Source organism: Lapidilactobacillus concavus DSM 17758 (assembly GCF_001435835.1).
Classification (GTDB): Bacteria; Bacillota; Bacilli; order Lactobacillales; family Lactobacillaceae; genus Lapidilactobacillus; species Lapidilactobacillus concavus.
The window spans coordinates 91052-107491 of sequence record NZ_AZFX01000003.1; the positions used below are offsets into that span (position 1 = coordinate 91052).

The 16440-nt window shown below is 45.2% G+C and carries 13 protein-coding genes and 1 pseudogene; all 14 read right to left on the minus strand.

Annotation, left to right across the window (positions count from 1 at the left end; all coding sequences use genetic code 11):
- Position 1 precedes the first annotated feature (1 nt).
- Entirely contained in the window at positions 2-2032 is a 2031-nt protein-coding gene (gene recG / locus FC15_RS00915; protein WP_057822995.1) for an ATP-dependent DNA helicase RecG, read from the minus strand.
- A gap of 87 nt (positions 2033-2119) precedes the next feature.
- Positions 2120-3787, minus strand: a complete 1668-nt coding sequence (locus tag FC15_RS00920; protein WP_057822997.1) for a DAK2 domain-containing protein — start codon at positions 3785-3787, stop codon at positions 2120-2122.
- Between the two features lie 39 nt (positions 3788-3826).
- Complete coding sequence (locus FC15_RS00925; protein WP_057823000.1) at positions 3827-4195, minus strand: Asp23/Gls24 family envelope stress response protein; 369 nt, start codon at positions 4193-4195, stop codon at positions 3827-3829.
- 245 nt (positions 4196-4440) lie between these two features.
- Entirely contained in the window at positions 4441-4626 is a 186-nt protein-coding gene (gene rpmB / locus FC15_RS00930) for a 50S ribosomal protein L28 (protein ID WP_057823002.1), read from the minus strand.
- Between the two features lie 170 nt (positions 4627-4796).
- Positions 4797-5465 (minus strand): thiamine diphosphokinase, encoded by a 669-nt coding sequence (locus tag FC15_RS00935; protein WP_057823004.1) that lies wholly within the window; start codon positions 5463-5465, stop codon positions 4797-4799.
- 9 nt (positions 5466-5474) lie between these two features.
- Positions 5475-6359 carry a ribosome small subunit-dependent GTPase A gene (rsgA, locus tag FC15_RS00940; protein WP_057823006.1) on the minus strand — a complete coding sequence of 295 codons (885 nt, stop codon included), beginning with the start codon at positions 6357-6359 and terminating at the stop codon, positions 5475-5477.
- A 12-nt stretch (positions 6360-6371) separates the two neighbouring features.
- Positions 6372-8558, minus strand: a complete 2187-nt coding sequence (pknB, locus tag FC15_RS00945) for a Stk1 family PASTA domain-containing Ser/Thr kinase (protein ID WP_057823008.1) — start codon at positions 8556-8558, stop codon at positions 6372-6374.
- On the minus strand, positions 8555-9313 hold the full coding sequence (locus FC15_RS00950) for a Stp1/IreP family PP2C-type Ser/Thr phosphatase (protein ID WP_057823009.1): 759 nt from the start codon (positions 9311-9313) through the stop codon (positions 8555-8557). The genes pknB and FC15_RS00950 overlap by 4 nt, the downstream gene beginning before the upstream one ends.
- Positions 9314-9325: 12 nt before the next feature.
- Positions 9326-10669, minus strand: coding sequence for a 16S rRNA (cytosine(967)-C(5))-methyltransferase RsmB (gene rsmB, locus FC15_RS00955; protein WP_057823012.1), 1344 nt, complete (start codon positions 10667-10669; stop codon positions 9326-9328).
- Entirely contained in the window at positions 10669-11619 is a 951-nt protein-coding gene (fmt, locus tag FC15_RS00960; protein ID WP_057823014.1) for a methionyl-tRNA formyltransferase, read from the minus strand. The genes rsmB and fmt overlap by 1 nt, the downstream gene beginning before the upstream one ends.
- Positions 11620-11639: 20 nt before the next feature.
- On the minus strand, positions 11640-14051 hold the full coding sequence (priA, locus tag FC15_RS00965; protein WP_057823016.1) for a primosomal protein N': 2412 nt from the start codon (positions 14049-14051) through the stop codon (positions 11640-11642).
- 20 nt (positions 14052-14071) lie between these two features.
- On the minus strand, positions 14072-15280 hold the full coding sequence (gene coaBC, locus FC15_RS00970) for a bifunctional phosphopantothenoylcysteine decarboxylase/phosphopantothenate--cysteine ligase CoaBC (RefSeq protein ID WP_057823018.1): 1209 nt from the start codon (positions 15278-15280) through the stop codon (positions 14072-14074).
- Between the two features lie 138 nt (positions 15281-15418).
- Positions 15419-15664: pseudogene (gene rpoZ, locus FC15_RS00975) on the minus strand (DNA-directed RNA polymerase subunit omega); the annotation flags it as partial.
- A gap of 1 nt (position 15665) precedes the next feature.
- Positions 15666-16280: a guanylate kinase gene (gene gmk, locus FC15_RS00980; RefSeq protein ID WP_057823020.1), complete on the minus strand. Its 615-nt coding sequence runs from the start codon at positions 16278-16280 to the stop codon at positions 15666-15668.
- Between the last annotated feature and the right edge of the window lie 160 nt (positions 16281-16440).

The window sequence follows — 16440 nt, forward strand, 5'->3', positions numbered from 1 at the left end:
CCTAATCAAAATTTTCTGAATCTTGTAACGTTGCTAAATATCGTTTCAGCGGTAAGTTTTCGGGGGCTGCCAACTGTGGGTCAACGCGAAACAAGTCAAGCGCAACTTGATGAGCAGTGACCAAACTATTGTTGTCACTGACAGGATCACCAATCTTGAAGTCTGGCAAACCAGACTGCTTATCTCCAAAAATATCACCTTGTCCGCGTAATTTCAAGTCGGCATCCGCGAGCTTAAACCCATCGTTCGTCTGAGTCATGATTTCCATTCGCTTAACGGCAACTTCATTTTGTGGATCGGCAATCAGGAAACAATAAGCTTGACGATCACCCCGTCCGACGCGGCCACGTAGTTGATGTAGCGTAGCAAGTCCGAACCGATCCGCATTGTAGATCAACATGATATTCGCATTCGGCACATCTACACCGACTTCCACGACTGTCGTTGCGACCAAAACTTGAATTTCATTCCGATTGAATGCCGCCATCGTCGCCGCTTTTTCATCTGATGTCATCTGACCATGCAATAAGGCAACATGATAATTAGGCTCAAAATAACCAGCGAGTTGTTCATAGAGATCTTCGACATTTTTTAAGCTCATCTGATCTGATTCGCTGATCATGGGAGCAACCACAAATGCCTGATCACCGTGACTAAGCTGATCTCGAGTCAAGGCGAGAGCCTTATCTGCTTGATTGATCTTCAACCAACTCGTCTCAATTGGACGCCTGCCCGCAGGTAACTCGTCGATGGTTGAAATCGCCATTTCACCATAAGTTGTGATGGCAAGCGTTCTCGGAATCGGCGTGGCCGTCATCGCCAGTAAATCGGGATTAAGCCCCTTTTCACGCAGGGCTCGACGTTGATTAACGCCAAATCGATGTTGCTCATCGATGACGATAAAGCCCAACTTGGCAAAATTGATGGCATCTTGAATGAGTGCGTGGGTACCAATCACAATGTTCGCACGACCGCCCTCAATCTCCGACAGAGCTTCTCGGCGTGCTGCACCCGTCATCGAGCCGGTCAATAGTGTGACTCGAACCTGCATCACCGTAAATAATTTAGTCAATTTTTTGGCGTGTTGCTCGGCCAGGATTTCTGTTGGCACCATCAAGGCAGCTTGGTAACCTGCTGTCACAGCCGCAAACATTGCAATTGCAGCAACGATTGTTTTTCCCGAACCCACATCACCTTGCAGGAGACGATTCATATGTTGTGGTGACTTCAGATCCGCACAAATCTCATTGACGACGCGTTTCTGAGCCGTGGTTAAGGCGAACGGCAAAGTCAAGATAAATGACTTTAGTGCGGACAGATCATAACTCAGCTGCAAGCCATCCCCGGCCTGCGTATTATCCTGCCGCAGTCGCTGGATCTTTGCCTCGAATAAGAAGAACTCACGAAAAATTGCGGTTCGTCTTGCCGCATCGCTCTCTTGAATTGTCTTGGGAAAATGCATCTGTTGCACCAAATCATGATCAGTCAAGAGACGATAATGATTTCGAATTGGTGCCGGAATCACTTCTTGTAGCTGATCTCCTGTCGTCTCGAAGGCGGTATGAATCAGTTCGATCAACTTTTTTTGACGAATCTGTTTGTTCACTGAATAAATCGGGTCTAAGTCATTGGCAGTATTTTGCATGAGCACCTTCATACCCACGACGTTCTTTCGTGCGTGGTCCCACTTCCCATAAACGGCAATTTCTTCATCTTGAACAAACTTGTCCTTCAACCAAGGTTGATTAAAGAACGTGACGATGACGACGGTTTGTTCAATCAGCAAGCGCACATTCAGCCGCACTTTATGTGGGCCGAAGTAACTAACGACCGGCGGACTAATCACGGTACCCTTAAACATTGCCTTCTCTTGGTCGGCCAGCGTTGCAAGTGGCCGCACCTGCAAGTCATCATAGCGAAAGGGAAAGTAGAACAGTAAATCCCGAATTGAAAAGATGCCGAGCGCATTTAATCCGGTTGCGGTTTTGGGCCCGACGCCAGCAAGCGTTCCAACCGAATCATTCAGCTGCATAGACTCACCTCCAAAAAAACAGGGCAGAACAGCATTTAACTCATGTTTGCTGTCCCTACCCTGATCATAGTTGCATCACTTAATCACTTATTCTACGGCAATTAGATATGGATATACCGGTTGATCACCCTGATGTATCTCAACTTCGATCTCGTCGTCAACCGCACTCACAGCATCTGCGATTTGTTGAGCTTCTTGCTCGTTGCCGGACTGACCGATAATAATCGTGACGATCTCACTATCATCATCGAGCATCTTTGTCACGGTTTCTATGGCAGCTTGCAATCGATCTTCATGATCAACCAAAATCTTACCGTCAACAATACCCATGAAGTGACCTTCGTGAATCTGTAAGCCGTCAATTTCAGTATCGCGAATAGCTTCCGTGATTTGGCCGCTCTTCACCAGAGTTAAGGCATCTGTCATCTCAGCAACGTTTGCTTCAACATCAGACTCTGGATTGAATGACAATAACGCCGTCATCCCTTGAGAAATTGACTTACTTGGTACAATACCCACTTCTTGGTCAACGACTTCTTGTGCCTGCTTAGCGGCTAGCAAGATATTGCCATTATTTGGTAAAACTAAAACTTTTTTCGCATTCGTTGCCTTAATTGCTTCAGCAATGTCTTGGGTACTTGGATTCATGGTCTGACCACCACTCAAAACATAAGTCACACCTAAGCTACGGAACAATTCAGCAATACCTTCGCCAGAAGCAATTGCCACAATACCCCATTCTTTCGGTCCTTCATCAGGCTTCGGCTCATCTTTTTCAATAATGCTCTCGTGTTGGATACGCATGTTATCGATCTTGATTTTAGCAAGCGCACCAAACTTCTGCCCATAACCTAAAACTTGGCCGGGATGTTCGGTATGCACATGCACCTTGACGACTTCATCATCGGCCACAACCAATAACGAATCACCCAAGTCACTGAGATGATTGCGGAAGGTCTGATAATCAAATTTCTCAGTCGGCTTTACACCTTGTCCTAATTCCACCATCATTTCGGTGCAATATCCGAATTGGATATCCGCCGTCGACAATTGACTTTGAACAGATTGATGATGTGTCGCATTGACCATCTCATCCATTTCGCTCTCATCTGGCACGTAAACATCCTTCTCAGACGTCTCACCAGTGAGTCCTTCCAGGAACCCTTCATAAATAAAAACGAGCCCTTGGCCTCCAGAATCGACGACACCGACCTCTTTCAAAACAGGAAGTAGATCTGGTGTCGAAGCCAGTGCCTTCTTCGAAGCTTCGACTAACGCGCGAACGACTTCAATGATGTCATCGGAATCATTGGCTTTTAGCAATGCCGCCTTGGCTGCTTCTCGGGCTACCGTCAAAATTGTCCCTTCAACAGGTTTCATAACCGCTTGATAAGCCGTCTCAACACCACCAGTGAATGCACCGGCAAGTTCTTTGGCATCGAGTTGTTTTTTTCCATCAGTACTTTTGGCAAATCCACGGAAAAGTTGTGAGGTGATGACGCCTGAGTTACCCCGCGCCCCCATCAACAATCCTTTTGCAAACTTCTTGGTCAACTGACCAACATCATCACTCGTTGTTTCGTTAACGGCTTTGGCGCCGGACTTAACGGTTAAATTCATGTTGGTCCCAGTATCCCCGTCTGGAACGGGAAAAACATTTAATGAATTGACGAATTCAGCATTACGACCCAAACGATGCGCCGCAACTCTGATCATATCTTGAAATTGTTTGCCTTGAATTTCTTTTAACTCCACGATAATTAATTCCTCCTGAGGACAATTTGCTGATAATGGCTAGTCTAGCTCACCAATCACCTTAACACCTTGTACAAATACATTGACTGAGTTTGCTGCCATACCTAACATCGACTCAAGATTGTATTTCACTTTGTCTTGAACATTACGACAAATTTCAGAAATCTTCGTTCCATACGCAATAATAATATAAACGTCGACAGCGACACCTGAATCCTCTTGCCGTACTACGACGCCGCGCGAATAGTGCTCACGTCTCAAAATCTCATTTAGGTTATCACGTATTTGATTCTTGCTAGCCATTCCGACGATGCCATAAATATCCGTCGCTGCACCACCAACAACCGTGGCGATGACATTATTTGCGATGTCAATCTCGCCATACTTTGATTTAATTTTAACTGCCATGAGTGGCCTCCTATTAGCAATTCAGTAACAAATCTATCTATTTCATTTATTTTAGCATAGAAAAAAGAGATTTCAAAATAAGAGTACGAATCAGTCGGTCAAATCTCACCCAACCAATTCCCGAACGAAGGTAAACTAACACTTCAGCAACCAACGTCGACAGTCATGTCCCCTGCCCTAAACGCCAAAAAAGATCAACCATTCAACCTGGCTGATCTTTTCACTGTTCAAAGTTGTTCAAATTATTAGACGCGGGTAACTTTACCTGATTTAAGTGCGCGTGCTGAAACCCAAACGCGCTTAGGCTTGCCGTCAACTAAAATACGAACCTTTTGAAGGTTTGGCTTCCAAGTACGGCGAGATGAGTTTAAAGCGTGTGAACGCTTGTTACCAAAACTTGTCTTACGTCCTGTAATAAAATCCTTAGCCATTTGTGAACCTCCTTTGGTTATGTTTTCTTAATAAATCTCACTGAATTAATTTATCATAGATAATCACATTTTACAAGCCAAACTTGAAGTTTAATCATGATAAATCTGGAATTAGTTAAATCCGAGCTTAAAATAGCTGGTTCAAACGCCCACTGGCAAAATATTGCCTGTCATTCTTCGATCGCGTCACGACTATAGATAACAGCGATTATCCCCTGTTCAAAACTGAAGTGTGCGGACTGACCAGGGATAAATTCGTTGCTCGACCACGATACCGGATACGGCGCCGAAAAATCCGATAAGGGATATTTGAGTTGCCATAGATTTAAATTTTTGACCGTTGTTAAATTGACGAAGGCTAGATAGCTAAAATCCGGTTGAAAAGGTAATTCATAGCTTCCTGCCTCGTAAAAGTCAATCTGGTTCTGTTGGTCGATGATTCGCACTTGCCGAATCCAAGCATGCATGTGTGGATCGGTCATCATGAAGAGATTGACTAATTCGTGATCAAGCCGTCCACCGGTCGCACCATAAACATTGACTTGTGTGGCATTCAAATCACGAAAAGCCGTTTCAACTGCCCATTGAGAATCGGTAAAATCCTTCTCCGCCTGGGCGTATCGAATATCAGCAACCGTCGACTCAACACGACGACGGTCCACTGGTGACAATGAATCATAATCGCCCACAGCAATTGCTGGCACGATTTGATGATCCAGGAGCACGATATTGCCATGATCGACACCTAACCAAATTTCATCGTGACGATGGTTCATTTCCTCGATTGGTAATCGATCCACCGGCCCACCGAGACACAGATTAACGACGCGTTGACGCATGATAACACCTCAATTTGGTTTAGAAGATTTACGATAAACGGGGCGCAAATGACTGAGTTCCTGAGAGATCTGAACATAATTATCGTAACGAAACTGCGCGATTTCTCCCGTTGCCACCGCCGCTTTAACTGCACAATCAGGTTCTTGCAGATGTTGACACCCGCGAAATCGGCAATTGACCGCAATTTGAGCAAACTCCAAAAAGTCATCCGCCAATGTTATCGGGTCGATCTCACTCAAATCTAGTGAAGAGAAACCGGGCGTATCTGCAATTAGACCATCTGCACCAAATGGATATAGTGTGACGGTTCGTGTCGTGTGCTTGCCACGATTCAAACTTGACGAAATCTGAGCCGTCTCTAAGGCGAGCTGAGGCATTAACCGGTTGAGTAGGGTCGACTTACCCGCACCCGATTGGCCCATGACGATTAAAGTCTGCTGACTTGCCAATGCCTCTAATTGTGAACGGTCGTAACCATCATTTTGACAAACGGTATAACCAATTTGTCGATAGACGGCCAACCTATCTTCGATTGCTGCACGTTGTGAGTCTGATAATAAATCTGTCTTACTCAAATAAATAACAGCCTCGATCTGATTCTCGGCGAGATAAACCAAGTAGCGATCGAGTAAATTTGTCGAAAAATCCGGTTCAACTGCGCTCATCACAACGATTGCTAAGTCGAGATTAGCTACAGGTGGCCTCACAAGCGCGTTTTGTCGAGGTTTGACTGCCAATAAGTAAGCCGATTCAAATTCAACCAGATCGCCAACGATCGGTTTAATTTTTTGCTTTCGGAAATTTCCTCGCGCTCGTGTTCGCACAACTTCACCTGAGGCAAGTTGAACATCATAAAAACCGCTGATTGACTTAATAATTTTACCTGATTGCATAATTTACCCGCATTAGTTAGAAACACTTTCTTGTGCAATTTGAGTGCCATCCCGCACGATACGATATTGTGCCGATTGATTATCTTTGACGGTAAAATGCAAAGTCAGAGAAGTATCATGACTGATCGTCAACGTTTGGTAAAGACTGTTAATATTGTTTTTCGCATCGCCGATATAAACTTGAACTGTATTAGTAGCTGATGAGCTCGTGTTCGAGCTTGAGGATTGGCTGGCAGCCAAGTATGGAATCGTGATTGTCTTTGAGAAGCTCGTTTCCTTATTTGGATCGGAACCTTTAGACAGCGTAATTGTTAACGTATCGCCTGATTTCATCGCCGTGCCAGCTGCCGGAGACTGTGACATCACTAACCCACTCGCGACCGTATCAGAATAATCATTTTCGACGACCAACTTCAAATTATGCTCATCCGCATAACTCTTAGCCTTCTCTTGATTATATTTTCCGGCCACCATATCTGCTAATTCAACATTCGGACGACCCGTGCTAACGGTTAAGGTGATCGTTGTTTCAGACACGACAACTTCCTCGCCCGCTGCTGGGCTCTGTTCGACAATCTTGCCTGTATCAACAGTTGTCGAACTGGTTGTCTTTTTAACGACCGTCAGCCCCTTTTGACGAAGCAAAGCCGCAACAGTTTCATAGTCTTGATTGCGATAATCTTCTAGGACCATCGTTGGTAGTCCCGTACTAACGGTTAAGGTGATCGTCGTATCTTTCGGAACGACCTTCTTCCCCTTCTTCAGGCTTTGCTTGATAATTTCACCTGCAGGAACTGTTTCAGAAGTCTGCTCTTTTCGTTTCACAAAGAATCCGAGATTCCCCAGCTTCTCCGCAACAGTATCATAATTCTTACCCTTGTAATTTCCAATCGTATAAGTTTTGGCACCTTCACTAATGACTAAACCGACTTTTGAACCATTCTTGACAGAACTACTCTCAACCGGCAAACTACGGATCACTAGGTCTTTAGCTACTTTTTGACTATATTCATAGCGCAAAGTTCCTAGCTCGAGATCACTCTTTTCTAGGGCAGCTCTAGCCTCACTTTGCGTCATGCCTGACATGTCTGGTACCTTCACATCACGATTGGTCACAATCAATGCGACGAAAATACCAATGACCGCAATTAACAACACGCCAATCCCAACCAAAAGTGGCCAGCGCATTTTACGTTTTGGCTTTGGTAACTTCTTAGGTGGCGCAACTTCTTCTGCGGGCGCAGATGTCGCGGATTGCGTCGCATGATTCGTCTTCGGAATTGGTCGTGTGTCGTCCAGATGACTCGGCATGATCTTGGTCTCGCCTAAAAGATCTTGGTCGACGATTGGCACAAACTTAGGTTCATTCCTACGAGCCGGATCTAGTGACGTGCGCAAGCTTGCGGACATTTCATCTGCCGATTGAAAACGTTGCTTAGGATCTTTCGCAGTCGCTTTGAGGACGACATTTTCTAACGCTTGTGGAATTACTGGATTCGTTTCACGAATCGAAGGGATATCTTCATGAAAGTGTTTCAAGGCGATTGTGACCGCTGAATCGCCGGCAAACGGCACTTTCCCGACGAGTAACTCGTACAAAATAATACCCAACGCATAAATATCTGATTGTGGCGTCGGTAAACTGCCACGTGCTTGCTCAGGCGAAATATAATGCACCGACCCTAGCATTGAATTTGTCTGCGTCACCGATTCCTCACTTAACGCGACGGCAATCCCAAAGTCAGCAATCTTACTCTGCCCGTCCTCAGTCATCAATATATTCTGCGGCTTCAAATCTCGATGAATAATTCCCTTACTATGAGCCAGTTGAACCGCAGATAAAATCTGTGTCATAATCTCGATTACTTTGGTCAAGGGGAAGGGATAATGTTTCTCAATGTAGGCCTTAAGATTACTACCTGCAATATATTCCATGACAATATACTGGATGCCACGGTCTTCGCCGACGTCGTAAACACTGACAATATTAGGATGTGAAAGTTCACAAGTCGCCGATGCTTCCCGTTGAAATCTTCGAATTGTCGCTTGATCATGCTGTAAGTCCATTCGCAAAACTTTAACAGCAACTTGCCGGTGAAGGATCGTGTCTTCAGCCAAATAAACATTAGCCATCCCGCCTTCACCAAGCGTATCCAAGATTTCATAACGGCCAGAAACCAAATAGCCGCGTTCCATCATTGGTCTTGTCCCTCCGTTGATTGTGCCCCAGGCTGCAGTAATAACACGCTAATATTATCGCGGCCGCCATTGGCGTTAGCCTGAACGATCAAACGTTGTGCACGCTCCTTCAACGAAACATTTTCGGTCACCAAGATTTCTCGAATGACCTCATCAGTTACCATGTTCGTCAAGCCGTCACTACAGAGTAGAAACAAATCATCTTGATGCCAAACATCATTATTCGAGTCAGGTTGGACATCTTTAGAAACGCCCAATGTTCGTGTAATGACATTTTTTTGCGGATGACTGCGTGCTTCCTCTGGGCTGATTTTGCCGTACTTGACCAGCTCGTTGACCAGTGAATGATCCTCGGTGATCTGGTGCAATTCACCGTGACGCAACAAATAACCACGACTATCACCAATATTCGTGATCACGTATCGATTGCCACTAATCATCAACGCTACAAACGTCGTGCCCATCCCTGTTAAATCCGAGAATTTACTCGAGACTTCAATGATGCGATTATTCTCGTTGGTCAGTTCCTTAAGCAACCAATCCTTGAGATCAAAAACCGTCGAAATATCGGTCTGCGTGAAGTCATGGCCAATCTGTGAGACGGCCATTTCTGAAGCGACATCGCCGCCGAGATGACCTCCCATGCCATCTGCAACAACTGCAAAGATGACATCAGCTTGATTTTTAAAAGCAGCGACGAAATCCTGGTTATTCGCACGACGCTTGCCAATATCTGTTAAATATACAATATCCATTTTTTGCACCACTCAGTTTATTCGTTTTAAACAAGCTATGAAAAATCCGTCTGTTTGGTAATCATCCATCAATAGCTGAAATTGTTTTTGATCGCCGGACCACTGAATATCTTGCGCGGCCTTAACTGGCACCAACTCAAAGTTAGTGTGTTTCTGCAAAAACGCTTGAATCACATCTTGGTTTTCAGCAGCTAAAATCGTGCAGGTACTATACACGACTAAGCCATTAACCTTAACTTTACGAGCGACTGCAGACAGAATGTCTAATTGGATCTTGGGCAAGTTTGCAATATCTTGTTCATGTTTGGCATAACGAATTTCTGGTTTACGTCTCATTAATCCGAGCCCTGAACAAGGTGCATCCACGAGAATACGATCAAAATAGGCATCTTTAAATTCCTTATCGACACGTCTGGCATCCAATTCCTTCGTCACGACCCGGTCCGAAACACCCAATCGACGTGCATTATCATCGACCAAATCAAGTTTGTGTTGATGAATATCGAGTGCAATCACACGGCCACCAGAATGTGGATCTAAGTAACTGGCAATGTGCGTGGTTTTACCCCCGGGCGCAGAACACGCATCGAGGACTTGATCACCGGGGCGCAGCTGCAAACTTGGCGCAACCAGCATTGAACTTTCATCCTGAACCGTCAATTGACCTTGCTGAAATTGAATGAGCTGGGCAAAGTTGCCCCCCTCCGCCGTGATCCCGACTGGACTGAGGCGACTTGTAGCTAAATCAGGAAGTTCCTCACCCAGTGATGTCAATAAGTCGTCACGTGTCACTTTAACCGTATTAACTCGGGCAGATGCGCGTGGTGGCTGATTAACTTGTGCCAACATGGATTCCGTCTTTTCAGCTCCGTATTGTTCAATTAAACGGTGCGTCAGCCACAAGGGCATGCTATGCGTGATTGCGAGTCGCTGCTCCGTGTCGGTAATTTGTTGATAATCTTGTTCGCCGTGACGCTGAACGTGACGTAAGACGGCGTTCACTAATTTCGTGTAACGCCCATGATCACGCGTCTTTGCGATTTCATTAGCTTCATTAAGAATTGCATGTGCTGGCACCTTGTCGAGGAAAAAGAGTTGATAAAGTGAAACACGCAGTAACACTTTGATCCATAGCGGCAAATCTTCTGACCTTTTGACAAAAGACTCCCAATTATAGTCAAGACGCAGCTGCCATTGGATCGTTCCATAAACCAATCGCGTGACCAAATGACGATCAACTTCCGATAGATCTTCATTTTGTAAGAGATGATTCAGACTTAGGTTTGCGTAACGATGCTGTTTTTCAATTCCTTCAAGTAAAGTTACGGCTAAATATCGTGCTGATTTTTTTTGCATTAAGCTTCAATCACCTTCTGGCCGGCGACTAATTCGCGGCCATTCCCATTCATAAAGTCATTAATAGACATTTCTTTCTTGCCTGCCAATTGTAGTCGATCGATTGCCCAAACAGAGCCTGAACCTGCGGCTAACCACAAGTTCTTCTTATCAGCCTTCACCACATGACCGGGCTCCAAACTCGTTGACAAGTCAGCCTGGTGACTCGCCCAAATCTTGATTCGCTGGTCGCCTATGGCAAGATAAGCCACGGGATCTGGGTTCAGAGCACGAACTTTATTTGTCAACTGTAACGCCGTTAAATTCAAGTCAAGCTGTTCTTCTTCTGGTGCAATATTCGGTGCGATCGTCACCTTCTCAGGATCCTGCGGCACCTTAACGATTGAACCTGAAATAATTTTAGGCAACGTTTCAAGCAAGAGATCGCGTCCAGCAAGACTCAACTTAGCAAAGACATCCTCACTAGTGTCTCTCGGTGCGATTGGAACTTTAACTTGGCTAAACATATCGCCAGCATCCATCTTAGAGACCATTTCCATGATCGTTACACCAGTTTCGGTATCTCCATTCATGATTGCACGCTGAATTGGCGCACCACCACGATACTGAGGTAACAACGATCCATGCACATTAACAGGCATGATCTTCGCTGCAGCTAAGAGTGACTTAGGTAAAAATTGGCCAAAAGCAGCAGTGACGATCAAATCCGGTGCCAATGCGATTAATTGTGCGAGTTCTGGACTTTTAGTTAACTTCTCAGGTTGATAAACAGGTAATTTTAATTCCTGTGCCGCTAATTTAACTGGTGAAGCCGTCAACGTACGCTTGCGGCCAACCGGTTTATCCGGTTGGGTCACAACCGCCAAGACTTGATAGTCTGGATTGCCGTCCAGTGCTCGTAAAATTGGAACAGCAAATTGTGGGGTACCCATAAATAGGATTGTTGTCATGTTTTAACTCCTTAATCGAATTACATAAACTGTAGCGGTTCACGATCGATGCGTAATTGAAACCCTCGATTGTTTTTGCCTTGCATGTTCATTATAAGGGTCTGCAGGGCTATGAGCAAACGCGGTTCGTTTTTATATTTGATGATCAATTGGTAATAGTATTGGTTGTTAACGCGCGTGATCATACGTGGCGTCGGCCCTAAGACAATGGCTTGTGGCGATAATTTTGGCTGCAACCAACGCTGGATCTGGTAAACTTTTTTGACGGCCTGATCTTCTTGCGCATGGTTCACCGAAATCAAAACTGTATAAAAATACGGCGGATAGCCTCCCTGATGACGTAATCTCATCTCAGTCTGGTAAAACGTCTCATAGTCTTGCTTGGCTGCAAGTTGAATTGCGTAATTATCCGGATTATAAGTCTGAATGAAGACTTGCCCGGATTTAGCCGCACGCCCGGCACGCCCGCTGACCTGAGTCAACAGCTGAAAAGTACGTTCACTTGCACGAAAATCTGGTAAACTCAATGACGTATCCGCATTGATCACACCAACCAGTGTCACCTCTGGAAAATCGAGTCCCTTGGCAATCATTTGCGTGCCCAAAAGGATGTCTGCCTCATGACGTCCGAATTGACGAATGATCCGTTGATGACCACCCTTTCGAGAGGTTGTATCGACATCCATTCGCAATAAGCGCGCTTCTGGGAAGAGTTCCTGCAACTGCTGCTCGATTTTTTGTGTTCCCACACCATAATCCCGAATCTTTGAACTATGACATGCTGGGCAAGTCGCTGGAATTGGTTCTTGATGATCACAATAATGACACTTCAATGCTTGAATATCACGATGCAGCGTCAATGAGATATCGCAATTCGGACACTTAATCACATGACCGCAATCGCGACACATGATGAAGTTTGCATAACCACGCCGATTAAGTAATAAGACACTTTGTTCGTGACGCTCAAGTCGTTTCTTGACTTCAGTGATCAATTGCAATGAAAAATCCGACTTACCCGCGACTTTTTCAGCTTGGCGCATATCAACGACATTAACCGTAGGCATCTGGATCTGGTTAGGCCGTTTCGTCAGCTTCAACAACTGGTAACGTCCCTTTTGTGCGCGGGCACGTGACTCCAATGATGGCGTGGCACTTCCTAGGATAACAGGACAATGATAAGTCTCTGCACGCTTCAGAATCACATCACGGGCATGATAGCGAGGCATATCGTCTTGCTTATAACTTCCTTCGTGCTCCTCGTCCATAATCAGTACGCCAATATTCTTTAACGGTGCAAATGCTGCCGAACGAGCGCCCACAACCACTTGTGCCTCACCTCGTTCGATGCGTCGCCATTCATCATAGCGCTCACCAATGGACAAGCCACTATGTAATACTGCCACCTCATGTGGAAAGCGGCTTTGAACACGCTCGACCATCTGTGGCGTTAACGATATTTCCGGTACCAACATCAACGCTGTTTTCCCCTGTTGCCGTGCATAAGCGATCGCATCTAAATAAACTTCAGTCTTGCCACTCCCAGTAACGCCCTCCAACAAAAAGGTCTGATTCTGTGCATCGCTAATTGCCGCAATAATGGCTTCATATGCCGCCTGTTGTTCATCGGTTAACTGCTGTTTAGTCGTCGTGACGGATTCAACTTCTGGTTGCCGGTAAACTTCAACCAGTGCCTCTTTAAGCCAGCCCTTTTGAACGGCTTGAGTCAATGTTGACGACTTCAATTCAGGCAATTGTGCCTGCCAAGTTTTAACATTGCCTGCAAAGGAAGGTTCTGCGACCAATAATTGTAATAATTGCCGTTGCTGGACTGCATTAGCTCGTGCCTGATTAAAAAGATCCTGATACTCAGTCATTTGCAAACATCCTGAGTACTGCTTTTCTTGCTTAATTTTAGTTTTTTGCTTGATTTGATACTCAATCCGCAATTGTTGAGACTGCTCCAGTCGTTTAAGATGCGCTAACAAAGCCGAATCAATCTTGTCCGGAATCAAGCCACTTGCCTCGTGATCCAGTAGCTGATTGACTGGGTCATTTTCTGCCAAAGGTGCTGTCAGATAAAAGCGGCGTTGATAATTAGCCCGTAATGCACTCGGCAGCATCGTTTGCAGACAACTGATCAGGAATGAGAACGTGTCCTCAGCCAACCAACTTGCTAAACCCAACATTTCAGCGTTGAGTACAGGATCGAGGTCGAGAATCTGTGCGATTGGTTTCAGGCGTCCCGCAAATTCCGACTTGTCTTGGGTACGCCAAATAAATCCTTGACGCAAGTGTCCAGAACGCCCAAAAGGCACCAGAACACGTACACCAGGGACGGCGATATCACTTAATTCTTCTGGTATTTCATAATCAAAAGGGCGATTTGTTTGCTGTGCAGGAATATCAATGATGACCTGTGCAACTGCCATATAAACCCTCCAAACTTCATTTACTGCAGACGTTCACCGATCTCTTGAACGATTTTTAGCGCCATTTGCGATTTTGTCATCAATGGTAACTCAATCACCTGACCATCCTTAAAGAACATGGTTCCGGCATTATTGTTCGAATTAAATCCGCTCGTCGGTTGACCCACCTGATTTGCCACAATCAGATCGACATTCTTAGCGTTCAATTTTTTAGCGGCGTTGACCTGCAACGACTCCGTTTCGGCGGCAAAGCCTGCAACGAATTGTCGTTTCTTGTGTTGTCCTAATCCGGCTAAGATGTCTGGATTCTTCACGAGTTGTAACGTTAATTCATCTTGACCTGCCACCTTCTTGATCTTCTGTGTTGCAGGTTTAGCAACACGAAAATCCGAAGGTGCTGCAGCCATAATCACAACATCTGCGGTAGCAAAGCGTGATTCAACTGCTTCTTGTAATTGGCTAACTGTCATGACGCTTACAACGTCTATGCCAGGCAACGGCTGTACCTCCGGCCGAGTCGTCACCAGGGTAACTGTTGCACCAAGCAGACTCGCGGCATTGGCAAGCTCGGTCCCCATCTTACCTGAGGAACGATTGCTAATGTAGCGAACCGGATCAATAGCCTCTTGGGTCCCACCCGCCGTAACGATCACTTGTTTCCCCGCTAAAACTTGTGGATGGGAAAAACGATAATAAGCTTCACCAACTAGTTTCACGATTGTTTCGGGTTCGGGTAAGCGTCCTTTCGCCTCGTAGCCTTCAGCCAACGGACCCACTTCCGGTGCGAAAACTTGAAAGCCGCTCTCTTTCAACTGATAAAGATTGCGCTGAGTGGCGTGTTGACGATACATCACATCATTCATCGCAGGAAAAAGATAGACAGGTTTATCTGATGCCAAAACCGCCGTGGTCGCTAAATTATCGGCCATCCCCATCGCAATCTTTGCAATTGTGTTTGCGGTTACTGGCGCGACGATCACCAAATCTGCCCACAGAGGTAAGTCGAGATGACTTAATTCAGTTTGATTCTCGGTTAAATAGTCATCGCCATAAACAGGATTCTGACTGACCGTCGCCAACGTCTTAGCCGTCACAAATGCAGTTGCGTTAGCGGTCATCACGACTTTAACTTCTGCACCAGCTTTGATCAGTAAACGAACCAACTGGGGCATTTTGTATGCCGCAATGCCACCGGTCACAATCAATAACACTTTTTTGCCAGAAAACATGTCATCACCTCAATGAAAAAATAGCCTTCTGAAAACTCGCAACGAGTTGAGAAGGCTCAAAATTTATTCGTTTGCTTGTGAATCATCTGACGCTTGCTTTTTCTGTTTGGCATCACGATCTGCCTGAATTGCTTCGTCTTCTTGTGCCTTTTGGTCGATGGCTTCGGCTTCAGCTTCCTTTAAATCAGAATGTGGGTCAATTGTGATCTTACCAGCTGAAATTTCTTCAAGAGCCATACCAACCGTTTTTGATGACTTATAATCATCTAGCATTTCAAACGAGCCGGTTTCAATCTGGTGCGCACGCTTCGCGGCAAGAATCGCCAATGAATAACGTGAGTCAACCTTGGATAATAGTTTATCGATCGATGGGTATGAAATCATTCTAGTTATCTCCTAACATCTTTTGGTAAGAGCTCAAAACGCGAGCAACACGTAAATGCTCACTGGCAATGATCTGCTCAATACGCTGAACAGCAAGATCAACCTTGTCATTCACGACCACATAATCATAGTTGGTCATCAGATTGATTTCCTCACGCGCTTTAATCATGCGTTTCTTGATCGTCTCTGAATCATCGGTACCACGTTTCTCGATTCGTTGTTGCAGACTATGCAAATCAGGTGGCGCTAAGAAAATAAAGACGCCATTGCTAACTTTACTCCGAACTTGCATGGCACCCTTTACTTCAATCTCCAACAAGACATCTTGACCGTTATCAAGCATCTGATTGACATACTTCAGAGGTGTACCATAGTAATTATCAACGTATTGGGCATACTCAAGCATACCACCATTGGCGATTTCGTGCTCGAATTCATCCTTACTAACGAAGTAATAGTCAACCCCATTGACCTCGCGTGCACGTGGCTGACGAGTTGTCATTGAGATCGAGTACTTAAATTGTTGCCCATATTTTTTAACCATAGCTTGGCGAACCGTTCCCTTGCCAACACCAGAGGGTCCAGATAAAACAATCAACATTCCTTTTTCCGACATGAAAAAGCTCCTAAACAAATCACTTAATAGATATATAATGCCTTTTTTTGGAACTTTTTTCAAGTCTTATCTCAATTTAGAACCAGTCTTGCCTCAATTAACGACAAGATTGAGAAGAATCTTTTGAGAATTTTTTTAATTTTTCTTGCAATTTGAACAG